Below are 21173 nucleotides of genomic sequence, written 5' to 3' on the forward strand. Positions count from 1 at the left end.
GACAAAATCTTATTATTTACAGGAGAGAAGGGGTATAGATCATGAATTTATACAGTATTATTTTGGTGGACGACGAGGAAGAGGTCCGCAAGAGCATTATCAAACAGATCGACTGGGAATCAGCCGGATTCAAGGTGGTGGGGGATGCTGAGAACGGAGAAGACGCGCTGGAAAAGATCGAGGTCTTAGAGCCGGATGTGGTGCTGACCGATATCCGTATGCCCTATATGGATGGTCTTACTCTGGCGGAGAAAATCCGGCAGAGGTATCCTTCCATGAAGGTGGTTATTTTTTCGGGCTACGACGATTTCGAGTACGCCCAGAAGGCGATTAAGCTGAACGTGACGGAGTACATTCTAAAACCGGTCAACGTGGAGGAACTAACCTCCATCCTGAAACGGATCAAGTCCAATTTAGACGAAGAGATCGAAGAGAAGCGCAACGTGAGCCGCCTTCGTGAAAATTACAGAAAGAGCCTGCCAATTATCCGCGAGCAGTTTTTCAACGACATGGTGCACCGGAGGCTGTCGGATGATTTGATCGAGTCGAAGCTTAAGGAATACGATATCCCGATTATGGGAGCCAGGAAATGGGTGATCGCGGCTATCAATGTGGAAAAGAGTGATGACAGAAGCAAGAAGACACTGTCACTCCACGAGGAGGAAGAGCTGATCCCGATTTCCGTCATGCAGATCGTGCGGGAAAAACTGAAAAGCTACTGCCGGTTCTCCTTATTCCAGTCCACGGCTGAAGCCGAAATGGTGGTGATCGCGGCGCTCGACGACGACAATACGACGACGGGGCTCATCGATGTCCTGGGAGATATCTGTAAGGAGGCCAAACGTATTCTGGAGGTTCCGGTCACCATCGGCATCGGCCACAGCGTGACCGGCCTGTCGAAGATCGCAGGCTCCTACCAGTCGGCAGTAGAAGCCCTGGGATATAAGGCGGTGGTGGGCAGCGGAATCACGATCTACATCAACGATATGGAGCCGGTAGGCAGCGGCAAGCTGGAATTTGACAATGCAGACGAGTCTGATTTTATTTCCGCCGTCAAGTTTGGACCGGATGAGAAGATCGAGGCCGTAACGGCCAGGATTTCCGGCAAGCTGGAATCAGCAAAGGTGCATTACCGCCAGCAGCAGGTGTATGTTTTCGGCGTCCTGAACACCATCATTCAGATGATCCAGCAGTATGATTTAAACCTGGAGGAGATTCTGGGCGGCGAGCTGGAATACTTAAGTGTCATCGACAAGCTTCAGAAACGGGAGGAGTTCGGCGAGTGGCTGTTTAAGACGGCGCACAAGATGAACCAGGCCATCAATCAGGAGCGTGACATAACGACGCGCCAGGTGATCCAGCAGGCGAAGCAGTATATTATGGACAACTATCAGAACCCCGATCTGTCCGTGGAGATGATCTGCCGCCACCTGCACATGAGCCCGGCTTATTTCTCGACCATGTTCAAGAAGGAGACAGGGCAGGCCTACATCGCCTATCTCACGGAAATCCGCTTAAATAAGGCCGTGGAACTGTTAAACAAGACGGACGACAAGACGTACGTCATCGCCTCCAAGGTGGGTTACCAGGAGCAGAACTATTTCAGCTACGTATTCAAGAAAAAATTTGGAGTGTCACCGACGAAATTCCGTGGAGCCAGATAAATGAATAAAAAGAAAAACGGCAAGAGGATTCATAACAACAGCATACGGTATACGATCTTTACGTATTTTACCGTGACTGCCTTAGCGGCCAGTCTGCTCATTACGTTTTCCATCTACCAGCGTCTGTCGAGCCAGGTGTCCGAGACGGTCATGGAGGAAAATCAGAGCCTGATCGGCCAGGTGGCGCGGTCTGTGGAGAGCTATCTGCGCACGGTCATGAAGCTGTCGGATTCCCTGTATTACGGTGCGATAAAGAACGCGGACCTGTCCTCGGAGTCCATCAACAGCGAGATCACCCTGCTGTACGACAACAACAAGGACAATGTGGACAACATTGCCCTGTTCTCCCAGGATGGGACTTTAAAGGAGGCGGTGCCGGCGGCCAGAATCAAGACGAATCTGGACGTAACCGGGGACGGCTGGTTTTTAAGCGCAATGGAGAAGACGGAGAACCAGCACTTCTCCAATCCTCACGTCCAGTATATTTTCGACGGCAATGAAAGCCAGTACCGGTGGGTGATCTCTCTGTCCCGGGCGGTGGAGCTGACGGAAGGGACATCGACGGCCCAGGGCGTGCTTTTGGTGGATTTAAGCTACTCCAGCCTGGCGCATCTGTTTGAGGGCGTGACCACAGGCACCGGAGGCTACGTCTACTTAATCAGCAGCGACGGGGAAATCCTCTACCATCCTAAGATCCAGCTGATTGATTCCGGACGGGTCTCCGAGAATAATTTAACAGCGGCCGGATACAAGGACGGAAACCATTTGGAAAAGTTCGAGGGGCGTGAGCGGATTATCACCGTGAAGTCCGTGGGCTACACGGGCTGGAAGGTCGTAGGGGTGACGCCAAAGAACGTGGTATCCCTAAACTCCATAAAGACGAGGCTGTTTATCATTTTCCTGATCACCCTGATTCTCTTTATTTTAACAATTATTAACTCCTATATTTCGTCCAGAATCACGAATCCCATCAAGGAACTGGAGAAATCCGTGGGAATTCTGGAGGAGGGAAATTTGGAGACGCCGGTCTATATCGGCGGTTCGTATGAGATTCAGCATCTGGGAACCTCCATCAATAACATGGCCAGACAGATCCGGGTGCTGATGAACGATATTGTGACAGAGCATGAGGCCAAGAGAAAGCAGGAATTTGATACGCTGCAGTCTCAGATCAACCCGCATTTTCTCTATAACACCCTGGATATCATCGTCTGGATGATTGAAAATGAGCAGAAGGCGGAGGCAGTCAAGGTAGTGACGGCGCTTGCGCGGTTCTTCCGTATCAGCCTGAGCAAGGGCAAGAGCATCATCACCGTGCATGACGAGCTGGAGCACGTGCGCAACTATCTGATGATTCAGCACATGCGTTTTAAGAACAAATTTTCCTACTACATCGACGCCGCGGACGACTGCCTGGAGCTGGCCAGTTTAAAGCTGATGCTCCAGCCGCTGGTGGAGAACGCGATCTACCACGGGATGGAGTTCATGGACGGCGACGGCGAGATCACGCTCAAGGTGTGGAAGGAAGGGGAGGACTTATACTTCACGGTCCGCGACAACGGGCTGGGCATGACCCGGGAACAGGTGGAAAGCCTGTTTTCCGACTCGATTTTAGTGACCTCCAAAAAGGGCTCCGGAATCGGTGTAAAGAATGTGAATGAGCGGATCAAACTCTATTTTGGCGAGGAGTACGGGCTTAGGATCGATTCAGAACCGGACGAGGGGACGGAGATTACCATCCACCTTCCTGCCGTTCCCTACAGCCGGATTCTGGCGGAGGGCGGAGAAAGATGAAGATGACAAGGCGGGAAAAGATGATATGGAGTCTGCTTGCGGGAGTTTTAGTCCTCCTGTTTCTGCTGTCCTCCACGGATTTGATTATCAAAGAAAAGAAGACAGAGATTTATCCGATTTCCATCGTGATCGGAGATACCACGGATGATTACTACACAAATTTCCGCAAGGGCGTGGATAAGGCTGCGGATGAGTACAACGTGGATGTCAACTTCATCACCCTGTACGAAAAGGGAGATGTCACGGAGCAGATGGATCTGTTAAAGCGCGAGATTGACGACGGGGCGAAGGCAGTGGTGCTGGTCCCCTTAAAGCAGCAGGAGTGCAGTGCGATGCTGGATGGGATGGTCCTTGGCAGCCCGCTGATCGTCATGGGAACCATCTTCCCGGGCGACTGGGCCATGAGCGGAATCTCACAGGACTACCAGGAGACAGGGAAGATGCTGGGGGAAGCCATAGCAAGGGAAAATATCCATGACAAGCCGGTTCTCGTATTCTCCGAGGGGCTGGAGTACGGGTATAACAAAGAAGTGTACAGCAGTCTTCTGGCGGCGCTCTCCCAGGCGGGCTTCCATGTGCAGCTCTACGAAAAGTACAGAGGCGGCGCTTCCGGCACCAGCGCGGCGGAATGTGAGGATGACTTCCGCCGGACGATTGAAGAAACTGCGGTTTTCAGCAGCGGAGAGGAGATTCTAGTTGCCCTGGATGTGCAGAGCCTGGATCAGGTGGCGGACGTTATCGCGGGAAGCCCGGTTTATGGAAAAGACACTCCGAACCTCTACGGCTTCGGCAGCACGACGAAGATATTAAACCAGATGGACCGCGGCGTGATAAAGGGCCTTGTGACGACAAACCAGTTCGATGCCGGATACTTAAGCATTGTAAAGGCAGTGGAGGCCATCGAAAAGCGCGGCGACCGGGATCAGATCGTGCTGGAATCGTATTACATCGAAAAAGATGATTTGAAAGAGACGCGTTTCGAGAAGATTCTTTATCCAATCGAGTAAGAAACAGAGGAGGGCCAATGAAAAAGAAATATTCATTAATTGCAGTACTGCTCATAGCTGTTATTCTTGTGTTCGGCTGTCTGTTTTTCCAGAACCGGAGCCATGAGGAGAAGGAGGAGAAAAAGACGCTGCGGGTCGGGGTGACTCTGTACCGGGGAGACGATTCCTTTATCAATAATCTCTGCGGAAAGATGGAGGAGAAGGCGAAAGCCTATGAGAAGGAGACTGGCGTCAAAGTGATTCTCGACGTTGTGGATGGAAAGGGGAATCAGAACACGCAGAACAGCCAGGTGGACCGGTTTATTTCCCTGGGTGTGGACGTGATCTGTGTCAATATGGTCGACCGGTCCGCAGCCTCCTATATCATCAGCAGGGCGATGGAGGGTGATATTCCCGTGATATTCTTCAACAGGGAGCCGGTGGAAGAGGATATGAACCGATGGGAAAAGCTTTACTATGTGGGGGAAAGCGCTAAGGAATCCGCGGTCCTGCAGGGGAACATCCTGGTAGACGCTTACAAGAAGGATCCCGCTTCCCTGGATTTAAACGGCGACGGCAAGGTAAGCTATGTGCTCCTTGAGGGCGAGACGAGCCATCAGGATTCCCTGATCAGGACGGAATGGTCGATTCAGACCTTAAAAGACGGAGGCGTACCTCTGGAAAAGATCACCGGAGGCATTGGAAACTGGGAGAAGAGCCAGGGCTCTGCGTGGATGGAGAAATGGCTCGATGAGTATCCGGATGAAATCGAACTCGTGATCAGCAACAATGACGATATGGCGCTGGGCGCGGCTGACGCGCTGGAGCGGAAGAAAATCACAAGGCCCATCAAGATCGTGGGAATCGACGGAACGCCCCAGGGAATCGAGGGGCTGAACTCCGGCAAGCTCTTTGGAACCGTGCAGTGCGACAGCGATGAGTATGCTAATGCGGTGTTCCAGATCGCCGCTGCGGCTGGACTTGGACAGAATGTACAGGAAATCGTGAGTTTGGAAGGGGGAAAATACTATAATTGCAGGCAGACTGCACTAACAGTCGATAAAAACTGAAAAGTCTTGTGCATGTTGCGATTCAAACCATGGAAAAACAGGTGAAAAACAGAATGTCTAAGAAATTTTATATAAAAACGAAAAAAATCATATGGAAATATGCCTAAAATAAAGATATAATATGGGTGTCGATGAGGAAAAATGACGAATCGGCAAATACTATACTATATCTAGGGAGGATTTATCATGAGATTACTCAAAAAAGTAGTAGCAGTAGGTATGGCGTCCACTATGGTATTTTCCATGGCAGGATGTGGCTCCAAGACAGCAGAAACACCAACCACAGCAGCTCCGGCAGAGACGACAACCGCAGCAGCAGGAGAGACCACAGCAGCTCCGGCAGAGACAAAAGCCGCAGATGCAAAAGTGGAGAACAAGGATAAGCCCTTAGTATGGTTTAACCGTCAGCCATCCAGCAGTGCCACAGGCCAGCTTGATATGACGGCGCTGAATTACAATGCGGATACATACTATGTAGGATTCGATGCCAATCAGGGTGCTGAGCTTCAGGGTACCATGGTGAAAGAGTACATCGAAAAGAATATTGACACCATCGACCGCAACGGTGACGGAGTCATCGGCTATGTTCTGGCTATCGGCGATATCGGACATAACGATTCCATCGCCCGTACAAGAGGCGTTCGTAAGGCTCTTGGAACAGCAGTAGAAAAAGACGGCAACATCAACAGCGACCCGATCGGAACGAACACAGACGGCTCCTCCACCATCGTACAGGATGGTAAGATTGAAGTGAACGGAAAAGAATACGTAGTTCGTGAGCTTGCTTCTCAGGAAATGAAGAACTCCGCTGGTGCTACATGGGATGCAGCGACAGCAGGTAACGGAATTGGAACATGGTCTTCCTCTTTCGGCGATCAGATCGATATCGTTGCTTCCAACAACGACGGTATGGGTATGTCCATGTTTAATGCATGGTCCAAAGACAACAAAGTTCCTACATTTGGATACGATGCAAACAGTGATGCAGTTGCAGCGATCGCAGAAGGCTACGGCGGAACGATCAGCCAGCATGCAGATGTTCAGGCATATTTAACACTTCGTGTTCTTCGTAACGCTCTCGACGGCGTTGATATCGACACCGGTATCGGCACAGCTGACGACGCAGGAAACGTTCTGAGCAGCGACGTATATGTATACAAAGCAGATGAGCGTTCTTACTACGCGCTGAACGTTGCAGTTACAGCTGACAATTATAAGGATTTCATGGATTCCACAATGGTTTATGCACCTGTGGCAAACCAGCTTGACGCAGCTGCACATCCGGAAAAGAAGGTATGGCTGAATATCTACAATTCTGCTGATAACTTCCTGGGTTCCACCTATCAGCCACTTCTTCAGAAGTACGACAAGCTGCTTAACTTAAAGGTTGAGTACATCGGCGGCGATGGCCAGACAGAGTCCAATATCACAAACCGTCTTGGAAATCCGAGCCAGTACGATGCATTTGCAATCAACATGGTTAAGACAGATAACGCAGCTTCTTACACATCTTTACTTGATCAGTAAGATTCACTAATATTAAAGATGGGCAGGCTATCAGGGAGAAGAAATTCTCCCTGATAACCTCTTTTAATAATCAGGCGTTTTTATAAGCAGAGGAGTAAAAACAATGGCAGATAAGAAAGATGATATCGTCTTATCAATACGCGGTATGAGCAAGTCCTTTGGCCGAAACAGGGTTCTGGACCATATCAATCTGGATGTGAAGCGCGGAACCGTTATGGGGCTTATGGGTGAGAACGGCGCCGGTAAGTCCACCATGATGAAGTGCCTGTTCGGTACCTACCAGAAGGACGAGGGAAATATCTTCCTGAAAGGAAAGGAAGTAAGCTTTTCCGGACCGAAGGATGCCCTTGAAAACGGAATTGCAATGGTTCACCAGGAACTGAATCAGTGTCTGGAAAGAAATGTTATTGACAATCTGTTCCTCGGTCGTTATCCGGTCAATTCCATGGGGATTGTTGATGAAGGCAGAATGAAAAAGGAAGCTTCCGAGCTTTTCAGAAAGCTGGGCATGACCGTTGACCTTACTCAGCCCATGCGGAACATGTCTGTATCACAGAGGCAGATGTGTGAGATTGCCAAGGCAATCTCCTATAATTCTCAGGTAATTGTTCTCGATGAGCCTACTTCCTCCTTAACGGTACAGGAAGTGGATAAGCTTTTCGAGATGATGAGAATGTTAAAAGAGCAGGGAATTGCCCTGATCTACATCTCTCATAAGATGGATGAGATTTTTGAAATTTGTGATGAGATATCAGTGCTTCGTGACGGCAACCTGGTTATGACAAAGAGTACCAGGGATGCGAACATGAATGAGCTGATCGCGGCCATGGTAGGCCGTTCACTTGACAACCGGTTCCCGCCGGTTGACAATACCCCCAAGGATGTGATTTTGTCCATCCAGCATTTATCTACGAAGTTTGAACCCCATTTGCAGGATGTTTCCTTCGATGTAAGAGAAGGGGAGATCTTCGGGCTGTATGGTCTGGTGGGCGCTGGACGTACGGAGCTTCTGGAAACAATCTTTGGTGTCCGTACCAGAGCGGCCGGGCGTGTGTATTTTAACAAACGCCTTATGAATTTCGGAAGTGCGAAGGAAGCCATGGAGCATGGATTTGCCATGATCACCGAGGAACGGAAGGCCAATGGGCTTTTCCTGAAGGGCGATCTTACGTTTAACACCACTATTGCAAACCTGGAGCAGTATAAAACCGGGATCGCGCTCTCTGATGTTAAGATGGTAAAGGCGACTTCGAAAGAAATTAAAATTATGCATACCAAGTGTATGGGGCCGGATGATATGATATCGAGCCTTTCCGGCGGTAACCAGCAGAAGGTTATTTTTGGAAAATGGCTGGAACGCGAGCCTCAGGTTTTCATGATGGATGAACCTACAAGAGGTATCGATGTCGGCGCGAAATACGAAATATATGAGTTGATCATCAATATGGCGAAGCAGGGAAAGACGATCATCGTTGTATCCTCTGAGATGCCGGAGATTCTGGGAATTACGAACCGTATTGGTGTTATGTCCAATGGACGGCTGTCTGGAATTGTGAATACAAAAGAAACAAACCAGGAAGAGCTTTTAAGACTCAGTGCAAAATACCTATAATGGGGGAGATTGATGGATATGGCGAATGGAAATGGTAAGACTCTTACAGCTGAACAGGAACTTAAGCTGCGCCAGCCAATTGAGGATTATGTTGGTAAGATACAGAGTAAGATCGACAGCCTCAGAGCGGACGGCACAAACAGAGCAGTCGCTCTTCAGAATTCGATTGACGCAATAAAGAGAGACCGCAGCATCACGAAGGGTGAAAAAGAATCCAGGATTACAGCGTATAAGGCTGAGCTGGATAAAGCAAAAGCAGTTGAAGCAAAAAATAAAGATGAGATTTCAAAATTAATTTCCGACGCAACAGCGTATCTGAAGGCACACTTTGATAAGGATTATTATCAGCCGCTGAAGGAGAGCTGTGAGCAGGAAAAGGTGCTCGCAAAAGAAAAGTACAACAAAAAGATTGCGGAGCTGGAGAAAGAACACCAGAGCACCATGTCAAAGCTTTCTGACCATCAGGAAGTGAAGGATGAAAAGTATGTTCATAAGAACCGGATGTTTGATGCGAAAATGGATTTGGAAAAGGAACTTCAGCAGATCAAGGACAGAAGACACGCGGCGTTTGTCTGGCAGTATCATCTGATCGACTTACTGCGCATCTCCAAATTCACCTTCACGGAGTCCAGGGCCCAGAAATGGGAGAACTATAAATATACGTTCAACCGCAGGGAATTTTTACTGCAGAATGGTTTGTATATCGCGATTATCCTGATTTTTATCGGGCTTTGTATCGCCACGCCGATCATAAAGGGCGTGCCCCTGCTTACCTATAATAATATTTTAAATATTCTTCAGCAGGCTTCCCCGCGTATGTTCCTTGCACTCGGTGTAGCGGGACTCATTCTCCTTACCGGTACGGACCTTTCCATTGGCCGTATGGTTGGTATGGGTATGACGACTGCAACCATCATTATGCACCAGGGTATTAATACGGGTATGGTTTTCGGCCATGTATTTGATTTTACGGGCCTTCCTATCGGTGTAAGAGTTGTTTTCGCTCTGTTTATGTGTATCGTTCTGTGTACATGTTTTACCGCAATCGGAGGCTTCTTTACAGCCAGATTCAAGATGCATCCTTTTATTTCAACCATGGCAAACATGCTGGTAATCTTCGGCCTCGTTACGTATGCGACAAAAGGTGTATCCTTCGGTGCAATTGAACCGTCGATTCCGAAGATGATCATCCCGAGACTGAATGGCTTCCCGACTATCATCCTTTGGGCGGTAGCAGCCATTGCAATCGTATGGTTTATCTGGAACAAGACAACATTCGGCAAGAATTTATACGCAGTCGGCGGAAATCCGGAGGCAGCGGCTGTTTCAGGTATTTCCGTATTCTGGGTAACTATGGGCGCATTTATCCTGGCTGGTATTCTTTACGGCTTTGGCGCATGGCTGGAATGTGCAAGAATGGTAGGCTCCGGTTCCGCGGCTTATGGCCAGGGCTGGGAGATGGACGCGATCGCGGCCTGTGTAGTGGGCGGCGTATCCTTTACCGGTGGTATCGGTAAAATTTCAGGCGTAGTAGTCGGCGTACTTATTTTCACCGTACTGATCTACTCCCTTACAATCCTCGGTATCGACACAAACCTTCAGTTTGTATTTGAAGGTATCATCATTATCACGGCAGTAACACTTGACTGTCTGAAATACGTTCAGAAGAAATAAAACAATAATTCACCCAACAGCATGAAAGAATTTGCTTATACGCCAGCGCACCGCAAATTCTTTCATGCCTTTTTTATTTCTATAGGAAAGATGGCCGCTGAAGCGACCGCGCTCCGGCGCAGGAGTCCAGCTTGCCGGACTCTTTAATGTAAGGGGAAGAATAAAATTTCTCCCCAAAGCATGGTCCCCATGCTCAAAGCAGCTCCATACCTGCCAGCCCCGACAACCGGCTGTTCTGATACTCCCCGGAGTACGTCACATCCCTTCCAAACCATTCCGGAGGAACAAACGCATTCGCCTCCTCCTCCGTCTCAAACTCCACTTCCGCCAGCATAAGCCCCTGAAACTTCCCTTCAAACACATCGAATTCGATAGTCAAATGCGATCCCTCGACAGGAATCAAGTACCTTTTTTTCGTAAGAATATTCCCATCCGCCTTCCCGATCAAATGCTCATAAGCCTCCTTTGTAAGAGGCAGATTATACTCCTCCCTGGCCAGCTTCCCTCTTGACTTATACGTAAGATAATACGTATCATCCTCCCGTCTCACCCGCACCACCGGCTCTGTACACAGGTAACCCTGCTCAATCGCATGATAAGGATACTCCTTATATCCGGGCAGTGGATCATTTATAAAAAATTTACGTTCTATTTCCATCGATTTCCCTCCATTAACAATACGTGTAACCATTGCAAAAATAGTATACCATATACCATAAAGAAAATGTAGTCAAGCCTTTTATTTATTATTTAATATTGTTTTAATATTGGTTTTCCCAGCACAGCCAGTACACAGCCCCAGGGTTTGCGGTTAGGGTGAGGGGGACGGGGGAGAACCTGCGACAGCTTCCTTTTCCGAGGCTCGCAGGAACTTAAGCCGGAAGGCAGGAAAAAAGGGTGGTGAAATCTGGCCTCCAAGCCAGATTTCAAGTGCACATGGAGGAGAAGTCCTTCAGGAGTTCTCCGTAATTTGCGCGGGCCGCCCTTTTTTCCTGCCTTCCGGCTTTAGTTCCTGCCGCCGAGGAAACAAGAAGCTGTCGCAGGTTCTCCCCCGTCCCCCTCACCCCAACCGCAAACCCTGGGGCGTACCTCCCCAATAATTGTTTCTTCCCAACTCAAGCTGAAACAGTAGATAAAATATCCTAAAAGTGGTAATATAAAATCTACAGACAAAAAACAGGAGAATACATCATGAAAAAGAGAGAAAACCGTATTTTTCCCATCTGTCTGCTGCTGGCTCTGGCGGTCTGCTTTCTGGCGGCGTGTTCGTCCGGAAAAGGCGGGACGCGGGAATCGCCGGGGGCGTCAGAAAGTACGTTCAAAAGTACGTCAGAAAGTGCCAATGGCAGTTGGAAGGGTGCGGATGACAGCGGTGAAAGTGCGGAAGCAGCGGAGAAGAAGCTGCGGATCGGCGTTGCCATCTACCGGTACGACGATAATTTTATGAAGCTGTACCGGGAGGAACTGAGGCAGTATCTGGAGGAAGCGTATAACGCGGAGGTTGTGGTGCGGAACGCCAGGGGAGAGCAGGAGGAACAGATCTCCCAGGTGAATGAGTTTATCGAGGCCGGATACGACGGGATTATTGTGAATCTGGTGGACACGGACCGGGCGGGCGTGATTGCAGATTCCTGCCATGAGGCTGGGATTCCCCTTGTATTTATCAACCGGGAGCCGAAGGCGGACGAGCAGGCCAGATGGAAGGCGGAGAAGATGGCGGTTTCCTGCATTGGAACGGATTCGAAGCAGGCCGGAACCTATCAGGGCGGTATCATACTGGAGACGGAAAAACGCGGAGATTTTAACGGAGATGGCGTCGTGTCCTACGTAATGATTATGGGAGAAAAGGACAATGAGGACAGCAATTACCGCACCGAGTATTCCATAAAGGCGCTGGAGGACGGCGGCATGGAGACGGAAAAGCTGTTTTCGGGCCATGCTGACTGGAAGAAGGAGGAGGGCCGGAAGCTGGCGGAGAAGGCGCTTGCGCTTTATGGCAGGCGGATCGAGGTCATTTTCTGCAACAATGACGCTATGGCCAATGGCGCGTGGGAAGCCATCGACGCGGCGGGCCGGAAAACCGGAAAGGATATCTACTTAGTAGGCGTGGATGCCCTGGAGGAGACGGTTCAGTACATTAAAGAAGGCAAAGTGACGGGAACCGTGCTGAACGATCACACGGGACAGTCCCATACGGCCGCGGACATACTGATGAAGATGATTCACGGTGACGAGGCAGAAACAAGGTATCTGGTGGATTATGTGAAGATTTCTACCATCAGTACCCTGCAAAAATAAACAGACAGAGAGGATTATGATCATGGGAAAAGTATATGCATTTGTAGCAAACGGATCAGAAGAGGTGGAACTGCTGGCAGTCGTGGATGTTCTGCTCAGAGGCGGACAGGATGTGAAGCTGGTTTCCATTACAGGAAGTAAAGCTGTGGTAAGCGCGCATCAGATAAAGCTGCAGGCGGATCTTGAATTTTCCGAGGCAGATTTTTCTGACGCGGATGTTCTGTTTTTACCGGGCGGTATGCCGGGAACGAGGAATCTGGCGGCTCATGAGGGCTTGTGCGGGGAGTTGTTAAAGGCGGATAAGGCTGGAAAGAGACTGGCTGCCATCTGTGCCGGACCCAGTGTCCTCGGCGGACTGGGGATCCTGGAAGGGAGAAAGGCGACGTGTTATCCGGGCTTTGAAGGCGAACTGAAGGGCGCGGAATATACGAGACAGGGCGTAGTGACGGATGGCAATGTGACAACCGCACGGGGCCTTGGCTATGCGCTGGATCTGGGAATTGAACTGCTGGCTTTATTGACGGACAGGGAACATGCGGGTCAGATCAAAGATTCGATCCAGTATGACCAGATTCCAATGTAAGGATAAGGATGTGATGGGGATGAAGATGAAAAAAAGATGGGTACTGCCGGTTCTGGCTGCGGGGATTTTGGCCGCCGGCTTAGCGGGATGTGAAAAGAAGGATCCTTACGGCCTCTCGGCTAAGGTTCCGGTGACGATTACCATATGGCACTACTATAACGGCGTCCAGAAGGAAGGCTTCGATCAGCTGGTTCAGACATTTAACGAATCGGAGGGCCGGGAAAAGGGCATAATCGTGGAAGCCTACAGCAAGGGCAGTATCGACGATTTAAGTCAGGCCGTGACGGACAGCATAGATAAGAAGATCGGCTCGGATCCGGTTCCGGATGTCTTCGCGGCTTATGCCGATAAGGTTTATGAGATCGACCAAAGGGGCATGGCGGTTGATCTAAGCAAGTATCTGACCGCCGATGAGATCGGGGAGTATGTGGATGCCTACATAGAAGAAGGCCGGTTTGACGGAAGCGAAGGAATCAAGGTGTTCCCGGTGGCGAAGTCAACGGAAGTATTTGCGATCAACAAGACGGACTGGGATAAGTTTGCCGAGGCAACCGGTGAGACGGACGCGGCGTTCTCTTCCTGGGAGGGGATCACGCGTGTGGCGGAGAAATATTACAAGTGGACCGACAGCCTGACGGAAACGCCGGATGACGGAAAGGCATTTTTCGGAAGAGACGCATTTGCCAACTATATCATCGTCGGAAGCCTGCAGCTTGGACATGAGATTTTCCGCGTGGAAGATGGACACGTGATCATGGATTTTGACAGGACCGCCATGAAGCGGCTCTGGGATAATTATTATATTCCGTATGTCAACGGCTATTTCGGCGCATTCGGAAAGTTCAGAAGCGACGATGTGAAGACGGGACAGCTGGCGGCCTTCGTGGGCTCAACCAGCGGATTCGCCTATTTCCCAACCAGCGTGACGCTGGAAGATGGAACCAGCTATCCCATCGAGAGCAAGGTCTATCCGCTTCCCAACTTCTCCGGGACGGAGCCGTGTGCCGTCCAGCAGGGGGCAGGCATGATGATCTTAAAGTCTGAAGAGAAGAGAGAGTATGCGGCGTCCATCTTTTTGAAGTGGTTTACGGGTGTTGACAATAATATCAGATTTTCCGTCTCCTCCGGCTATCTGCCGGTTAAGAAGGAAGCGGGAGTGAAGGAACGGCTGGAGACCGTGCTGGCGGAGAATGGAGAGGAAGACGCGGCGGGTGAGAATCTGCTGATCGGCCTGGAGACTGCCAACAAGTATCAGCTGTATACGACGAAGCCCTTTGAGGGCGGAGATCAGGCGCGCGCCATTTTAAACGCCACCATGGCGGATAAGGCCAGAGAAGACAGAGAGACCGTGCTGTCCCTCATGGCGCAGGGAATGTCCAGGGAAGAAGCGGTAGAGCAGTTTACGGAAGAATCTAACTTTGACCAGTGGTATGAGGATACAAAAGAACAACTGGAGACAATCATCGGAGAGTAGTTATGAAAAAAGGCAGGAATGAATCCATCAGAACCCATCTGCTCTGGCCGTTATTGGTGCTGCTGATTATACAGGCACTGATTATGGCCGGAATGGTTCTGTTCGGCGGTGTTTCTAAAAAACTGAAGAATAATGAAATCCATATTTTGAGTGAGAATACGGATAACACCAGGCTCTATCTGGAGAAGGAGACGATCCACCAGTGGATCAATGTCGTCAATGACTCCGGATCCATGGCGTCTGAGATTCAGTCGGTTTTAGACGAACAGCATAAAGATGCGTCCTGTATTTCAAACGATTATGATTTAAACCGGGAGATTGCCGACGGGATTATGAACAGAGCCGTCGATCTCATGCGCCGCAGCTACGGGACGGGAATATTCGTCGTGCTGGATGGCCCGGCGGCGCAGAACAGTGCGGAAAATACGAAGGCCGGGTTTTACATACGCGATTCTAATCCCGGCAGGAGCTATAATCAGGATAATTCGTCCCTGCTTCTGGAGCGGGGGCTTCCTTCCCTTGCCAATAAATACGGGATTCCCCTGGATTCCTTCTGGGACCTGGGCTTTGATATGACGGCCGATGACGGCAGTACCGATTTCTATAAAAAACCGTTTTATTCCTCCGTGGAGAATCAGGCCGGGGCAGAGGACCGGTTGAATTTTGCCTATTTAAGCAAGCCGTTCCGCCTGAGTCCGAAAGACATTCCTGTCATCACGTATTCCGCTCCCATCATTCTGGAGGACGGAAGCGTCGTGGGCGTGTTCGGACTGGAGATGGGAATCGGAAGGATCGAACAGGTGCTCAGCTCCGACAGGACGGAGAGCAGCTTCGAGGTCTGCTACGCCCTGGGAGTCCGACAGTCGGGAGAGAATACCATCACTCCCGTAGCATCGTCAGGCTATCTTTATAATCAGTATTTCAAGGGAGACGAGTACCTGGAATACACGGATAACGAGGAGGAAGGTATCGGTGAGCTGCATTCCTCCGACCGGGCCGGGTGGTATGCCAGCGTAAAGCAGCTGGATGTGTATAACTATAATACGCCGTTTGAACAGGAGGAATGGGTCCTGGTCGGGATGGCCAGGAAGAACGACCTGCTGTCCTTTTATAATTCCATTCGAAGCATGCTGCTGAGCTCCATTTTGATTCCGATTATTTTAAGCGTATTCGGCGTCTTCATCATTGGCAAGATCGTGACAGACCCGATTCGCGGCCTGGTCAATGAGGTGCGTAAACGGTCTGGAGAACACGGCCTTACGCTGACACGGGTTCACATCGGGGAGATTGATGAACTGACAGAGACCATCGAACAGCTGAGTGCGGATGTGGAGCGGTCAGCATCGAAGATATCCAGCATTTTAGAGCACGCCAACGTGCTGATTGGCGTGTTTGAGTATGAAGAAAACAATGAAAGCGTATTCTGCAGCCGTTCTATTTTTGAGATGATGGGTTGGGAAGAGCCGGGGGAACCGTACTGCTATATGGGCAGCGAGGAGTTTCGGCAGCGGATGGAGGCCGGTATCAGGAATACAAAGAGAGACGGCGAAAATTACCTTTTTCATGTGGAGGCGCGCCCGACGGCAGATGAAGCAGAGAGGAGCGCGTCTGACCGGGCAAATGCGGCCGGTAAGGGGCGCTGGGTCCGTCTCATCCTGGAGACACAGGAGGCGGGAACGGTCCTCGGCGTGCTTTCAGATGTGACGGGCGACGTGGAGGAGAAGGCGAAGCTGGAGCGGGAGAGAAATTACGACCTGCTCACCAACCTTTATAACAGAAGGGCATTCCGGGAACAGCTGGTGGTGGCCATGGCGGATGGAACCATTCAGACCGCGGCTGTGGCCATGTGGGATCTCGATAATTTAAAGTATATCAACGATACGTACGGCCATGATGAGGGCGACCGCTATATCGTTCTGTTTGCCAACTGCTTAAAGCGGCTGGAAGAGGAAGGCGCCATTGTATCGCGCTATTCCGGCGATGAATTTGTCACGCTGATTTACGGGGGTGGAAAAGAGGAGATCAGGCGGAGAGTCCAGTCCTTCATGCAGTTTTTGCAGTCTACCAGCCTGGAGATGAAGGGTGGGTATCAGATTCCTGTCCGCGTTTCCGGAGGCATGGCGTGGTATCCGGATGATGCCGTGGATTTTGATACACTGTTAAATTACGCTGATTTTGCCATGTACATGGTTAAGCACAGCGTGAAAGGCATTATCATGGAATTCGATTCCAACGATTATTCCAACAATTCCTATATGCTGGCCGGGCGGGAAGAATTAAACCGGATGCTGGAGACGCGGGAAGTGGATTTTGCATTCCAGCCAATCACGAGGCGGGACGGAAGCGTCTTTGGCTATGAGCTGCTGATGCGGCCCAATTTTACGAATTTAAAGGGAATCAAAGAGGTGCTGAATCTGGCACGGGCTCAGGCGAAGCTTACACAGATGGAGACGCTGACCTGGTATGCCGGTCTGAAGGCTGTGGAAAAACAGGATCAGGCGGGCGCTCTGGGACAGACGGAACGGCTTTTCATCAACTCCATTGCCAGCGCCTGTATGTCGAAGGAGGAGGAAGCCGATCTCTGGAACCGGTACAGCCGCTATCTGTCCCGTGTCGTGACGGAGCTTACGGAAGGGGAACCCGTGAATCAGGAGTATATGAGCCGTAAAATTGCGGTGACTAAAAAGTGGAACGGTCTTATCGCTATTGACGATTTCGGAGCTGGCTACAACAGTGAAACCGTGCTTCTCGACATGGCGCCTGATATCATCAAGGTGGATATGAGTCTCGTGCAGCGTATCCATGAAGATCCCAACCGTCAGCTGATTCTGAATAATATCCTGGACTTTGCGGGGCAGAACCATATCACGGTTCTGGCAGAGGGAGTGGAGACGAAGGAAGAACTGGAATTTCTGATTCAATGCGGCGTCGAGCTGTTCCAGGGATACTATATCGGACGGCCTCAGTTGGAAATCCGTCCAATCGATCCGTACATTGTCAGGAAAATGCAGGATTTTGCCCAAAAATCGGACTTTTCACAGAAATAGTACTGGAATTTACCGAATGAGTATGCTATAATGCTAAATTGAAGTGTAACGCCCTGTCGGTATGGCGGTTCACATATATATTCAAGGAGGAACCCATAGAATGAGTTTACAAGTAGAGAAATTAGAAAAGAACATGGCAAAATTAACTGTAGAGGTACCAGCTGAACAGTTTGAAAAAGCGCTCACCACGGCTTTTAATAAGAATAAGAGCAGATTCAACATACCTGGCTTCAGAAAAGGAAAAGCTCCTCAGGCCATGGTAGAGAAGATGTACGGCGTAGAGGTATTATATGAGGATGCCATCAACGAAGCACTCGACGCAACATACGGCGATGCCGTAACAGAGAGTGAACTGGACGTTGTATCCAGACCTGAAATCGACGTTGTACAGGTTGAAAAAGGGAAAGAATTAATCTATACAGCTACCGTAGCTGTTAAGCCGGAAGTGACTCTCGGCGAGTACAAAGGAATCGAAGTAGAGAAGGCATCCGCTGAAGTGAGCGACGAGGACATCGAAGCAGAGCTTAAGAAGGTTCAGGAGCAGAACTCCAGACTAATCACCGTAGAGGACAGAGCAGTAGAAGACGGAGACCAGACGGTTGTTGATTTCGAAGGATTTGTAGACGGGACTCCGTTTGAAGGAGGAAAGGGCGAGGATTATCCTTTAACTATTGGTTCCCATTCCTTCATCGATACATTCGAAGAGCAGTTAATCGGTAAGAACATCGGCGAAGAGTGCGAAGTAAACGTAACTTTCCCGGAGGAATACCATGCAAAGGAACTTGCCGGTAAGCCAGCAGTATTCAAGGTAACCGTTAAGGAGATCAAAAGAAAAGAGCTTCCGGAGTTAAACGATGAGTTTGCCGGAGAAGTTTCCGAGTTCGAGACTCTCGAAGAGTACAAGAACGATGTAAAGGCCAAGCTTTCCTTAACAAAGCAGAAAGAAGCCGCTACAGAGAATGAGAATCATGTTGTTGACAAGGTGGTGGAGAATGCCACAATGGACATTCCTGAGCCGATGATCGACAGCCAGGTAAACAACATGGTCAACGATTATGCAAGAAGAATGCAGAGCCAGGGCCTTTCCCTTGAGCAGTACATGCAGTTCACAGGCATGACGATCGATACATTAAAAGAGCAGATGAAGCCGCAGGCTGTCAAGAGAATTCAGACAAGACTCGTATTAGAGGCGATAGTAAAAGCTGAAAACATCACGGTTTCCGATGAAGCTGTTGAGAAAGAGATCGCAGATATGGCTGAATCCTACAAGATGGAAGTTGCCCAGATCAAGGAATACATGGGAGAGAACGGCGTCGAGCAGATGAAGGAAGACTTAGCAGTTCAGGAAGCAGTTGATTTCCTGGTTGCTGAGGCAAAGTTAGTTTAAATACGTTCTGAAGACCGGGGAGATTCCTGATTATGTTTGGAATCTGCTCGGCTTTCGTAATATAAGGACAGGAGGAAACAAGATGAGTTTAGTACCTTATGTCATTGAATCGACGAGTAAGGGCGAGCGTTCTTACGATATTTATTCAAGACTCTTAAAAGAAAGAATTATTTTCCTGGGTGAAGAAGTGACAGACGTGTCCGCGAGCATTGTTGTAGCCCAGCTTCTGTTTCTGGAGGCGGAAGATCCTAACAAGGACATCAACCTCTACATCAACAGCCCGGGTGGCTCTGTAACCGCGGGTATGGCGATCTATGATACGATGAACTATATCAAGTGTGACGTTTCCACCGTATGTATGGGCATGGCGGCCAGCATGGGCGCATTTTTACTGTCCGGCGGTGCAAAGGGAAAGAGATTCGCTCTTCCAAACGCGGAGGTCATGATTCATCAGCCTTCCGGCGGCGCACAGGGACAGGCGACCGAGATCCGGATTGTTGCTGAAAACATTTTAAAGATCAAGAAGCGTTTGAATGAGATTCTGGCTGCAAACACAGGCCAGCCGTATGAAGTGATCGAACGCGATACAGAGCGCGATAACTACATGAACGCCGAAGAAGCAAAGGCTTACGGTCTGATTGATGAAATTATCTACAGCCACGAGCATTAAGTTAGTGATTAATTGAGAAAGAATGAGGTGTGTATATGCCGGTCAGAACAGACGACAAAATCCGATGCTCTTTTTGCGGGAAAACGCAGGACCAGGTAAAGAAGCTGATTGCCGGTTCCAATAATGTCTATATCTGTGACGAGTGTATTGATCTCTGCGCGGAGATATTAGAAGAAGAGTTCGACAGTCATGAAGAAGAAGGACCTGATTTCAGCGACATCAACTTAATGAAGCCGAAGGAGATCAAGTCATTTCTGGATGACTACGTCATCGGACAGGATGGCGCCAAAAAGGTGTTGTCCGTAGCGGTCTATAATCACTATAAGAGAATCACATCCAGACGAAACATGGATGTGGATGTACAGAAGAGTAATATCCTGATGCTGGGACCGACCGGTTCCGGTAAGACGTATCTGGCACAGACGCTCGCAAAGGTGCTCAACGTGCCGTTTGCCATCGCGGACGCCACAGCGCTTACCGAGGCGGGATACGTGGGCGAGGATGTGGAGAACATTCTGCTCAAGCTGATTCAGTCCGCAGATTACGATATCAGCAGGGCTGAGTACGGCATTATCTATATCGATGAGATTGACAAGATCACGAAAAAATCCGAAAACGTGTCCATCACGAGAGATGTATCCGGTGAAGGGGTGCAGCAGGCACTCTTAAAGATTCTGGAGGGAACGGTCGCCAGCGTGCCGCCTCAGGGTGGAAGAAAGCATCCTCATCAGGAGCTTCTTCAGATCGATACCACCAACATTCTGTTCATCTGCGGCGGTGCCTTCGATGGGCTCGAGAAGATCATCGAGAGCCGTTTAAGCGCGGGCTCCATCGGTTTCAACGCCGAGATCGTGGATAAGAACAGAACCGATATTGACGACCTGTTGAAGAAAGTACTTCCGCAGGATCTCGTAAAATTTGGTCTGATTCCGGAATTTATCGGCCGTGTGCCGGTTACCGTGTCATTAGAGCTTCTCGACAAGGCAGCGCTGGTAAAGATTCTGACAGAACCGAGAAATGCCCTGATCAAGCAGTATCAGAAGCTGTTTGAGCTGGACGATGTAAAACTGGAGCTGACCGAGGAAGCAGTCGAAAGGATTGCGGAGCTGGCAGTGGAGAGAAAGACGGGAGCCAGAGGCCTGCGTTCCATTATGGAAAGCGTTATGATGGATATCATGTATGAGATTCCATCCGACAGCAACATCGGTATCTGTACGATCACCAAGGCTGTTGTGAATAAAGAGGGAGAACCGGAGATCATCTACAGAGATACGACGGTGCCCAGAAAATCCCTGGCCCAGAAACTGAGAAAAGATAAGACAGGCGAGATTGCATAGGATCCAGAGAAAGTTCGGAAAGGTGTTACAGCAGGAAGAACTGCTGCAGC

The 21173-nt window shown here is 49.7% G+C and carries 15 protein-coding genes; 14 read left to right on the plus strand and 1 reads right to left on the minus strand.

Translation table 11 applies throughout. The features are described from left to right. Positions 1 to 41 precede the first annotated feature (41 nt). The 7 genes from H8S75_RS02995 to H8S75_RS03025 all read left to right on the plus strand — a co-directional run bounded on the left by H8S75_RS02995 (position 42) and on the right by H8S75_RS03025 (position 10327). Positions 42 to 1664, plus strand: a complete 1623-nt coding sequence (locus H8S75_RS02995; protein ID WP_187019195.1) for a response regulator — start codon at positions 42 to 44, stop codon at positions 1662 to 1664. Beyond that, on the plus strand, positions 1665 to 3458 hold the full coding sequence (locus H8S75_RS03000) for a sensor histidine kinase (RefSeq protein ID WP_187019197.1): 1794 nt from the start codon (positions 1665 to 1667) through the stop codon (positions 3456 to 3458). After that, positions 3455 to 4465: a substrate-binding domain-containing protein gene (locus H8S75_RS03005; RefSeq protein WP_187019199.1), complete on the plus strand. Its 1011-nt coding sequence runs from the start codon at positions 3455 to 3457 to the stop codon at positions 4463 to 4465. Before H8S75_RS03000 ends, H8S75_RS03005 begins: the two co-directional genes overlap by 4 nt. A gap of 17 nt (positions 4466 to 4482) precedes the next feature. Then, entirely contained in the window at positions 4483 to 5514 is a 1032-nt protein-coding gene (locus H8S75_RS03010; RefSeq protein ID WP_187019201.1) for a galactose ABC transporter substrate-binding protein, read from the plus strand. A gap of 219 nt (positions 5515 to 5733) precedes the next feature. Beyond that, positions 5734 to 7041 carry a substrate-binding domain-containing protein gene (locus H8S75_RS03015; protein WP_432764173.1) on the plus strand — a complete coding sequence of 436 codons (1308 nt, stop codon included), beginning with the start codon at positions 5734 to 5736 and terminating at the stop codon, positions 7039 to 7041. 103 nt (positions 7042 to 7144) lie between these two features. After that, the gene (locus H8S75_RS03020) at positions 7145 to 8653 is read left to right on the plus strand and encodes a sugar ABC transporter ATP-binding protein (RefSeq protein ID WP_187019205.1); all 1509 of its coding nucleotides are present in this window, start codon (positions 7145 to 7147) and stop codon (positions 8651 to 8653) included. Between the two features lie 18 nt (positions 8654 to 8671). Then, entirely contained in the window at positions 8672 to 10327 is a 1656-nt protein-coding gene (locus H8S75_RS03025; RefSeq protein ID WP_187019208.1) for a galactose/methyl galactoside ABC transporter permease MglC, read from the plus strand. Positions 10328 to 10520: 193 nt separating this feature from the next. Here H8S75_RS03025 and H8S75_RS03030 read toward each other — a convergent pair whose 3' ends face one another. Beyond that, positions 10521 to 10985 carry a CYTH domain-containing protein gene (locus H8S75_RS03030; RefSeq protein ID WP_025530743.1) on the minus strand — a complete coding sequence of 155 codons (465 nt, stop codon included), beginning with the start codon at positions 10983 to 10985 and terminating at the stop codon, positions 10521 to 10523. A gap of 533 nt (positions 10986 to 11518) precedes the next feature. Between H8S75_RS03030 and H8S75_RS03035 the strand changes: the two genes are divergently transcribed. The 7 genes from H8S75_RS03035 (at position 11519) to clpX (ending at position 21123) form a co-directional block, all read left to right on the plus strand. After that, on the plus strand, positions 11519 to 12625 hold the full coding sequence (locus H8S75_RS03035; RefSeq protein WP_187019210.1) for a substrate-binding domain-containing protein: 1107 nt from the start codon (positions 11519 to 11521) through the stop codon (positions 12623 to 12625). Positions 12626 to 12647: 22 nt separating this feature from the next. Further along, complete coding sequence (locus tag H8S75_RS03040; protein WP_187019212.1) at positions 12648 to 13208, plus strand: DJ-1 family glyoxalase III; 561 nt, start codon at positions 12648 to 12650, stop codon at positions 13206 to 13208. A 19-nt stretch (positions 13209 to 13227) separates the two neighbouring features. Further along, positions 13228 to 14682, plus strand: a complete 1455-nt coding sequence (locus H8S75_RS03045) for an extracellular solute-binding protein (RefSeq protein WP_349768853.1) — start codon at positions 13228 to 13230, stop codon at positions 14680 to 14682. A gap of 2 nt (positions 14683 to 14684) precedes the next feature. Beyond that, entirely contained in the window at positions 14685 to 17729 is a 3045-nt protein-coding gene (locus H8S75_RS03050; protein ID WP_187019217.1) for a bifunctional diguanylate cyclase/phosphodiesterase, read from the plus strand. Positions 17730 to 17829: 100 nt separating this feature from the next. Beyond that, on the plus strand, positions 17830 to 19116 hold the full coding sequence (gene tig, locus H8S75_RS03055; protein WP_187019219.1) for a trigger factor: 1287 nt from the start codon (positions 17830 to 17832) through the stop codon (positions 19114 to 19116). Positions 19117 to 19198: 82 nt separating this feature from the next. Beyond that, a complete protein-coding gene (gene clpP / locus H8S75_RS03060; RefSeq protein ID WP_002603539.1) occupies positions 19199 to 19786 on the plus strand; it encodes an ATP-dependent Clp endopeptidase proteolytic subunit ClpP in 588 nt (195 codons plus the stop codon). A gap of 35 nt (positions 19787 to 19821) precedes the next feature. Then, positions 19822 to 21123 carry an ATP-dependent Clp protease ATP-binding subunit ClpX gene (gene clpX, locus H8S75_RS03065; RefSeq protein ID WP_002603540.1) on the plus strand — a complete coding sequence of 434 codons (1302 nt, stop codon included), beginning with the start codon at positions 19822 to 19824 and terminating at the stop codon, positions 21121 to 21123. Positions 21124 to 21173 lie beyond the last annotated feature (50 nt).

The organism is Hungatella hominis (assembly GCF_014288005.1).
Lineage (GTDB): Bacteria > Bacillota > Clostridia > Lachnospirales > Lachnospiraceae > Hungatella > Hungatella effluvii.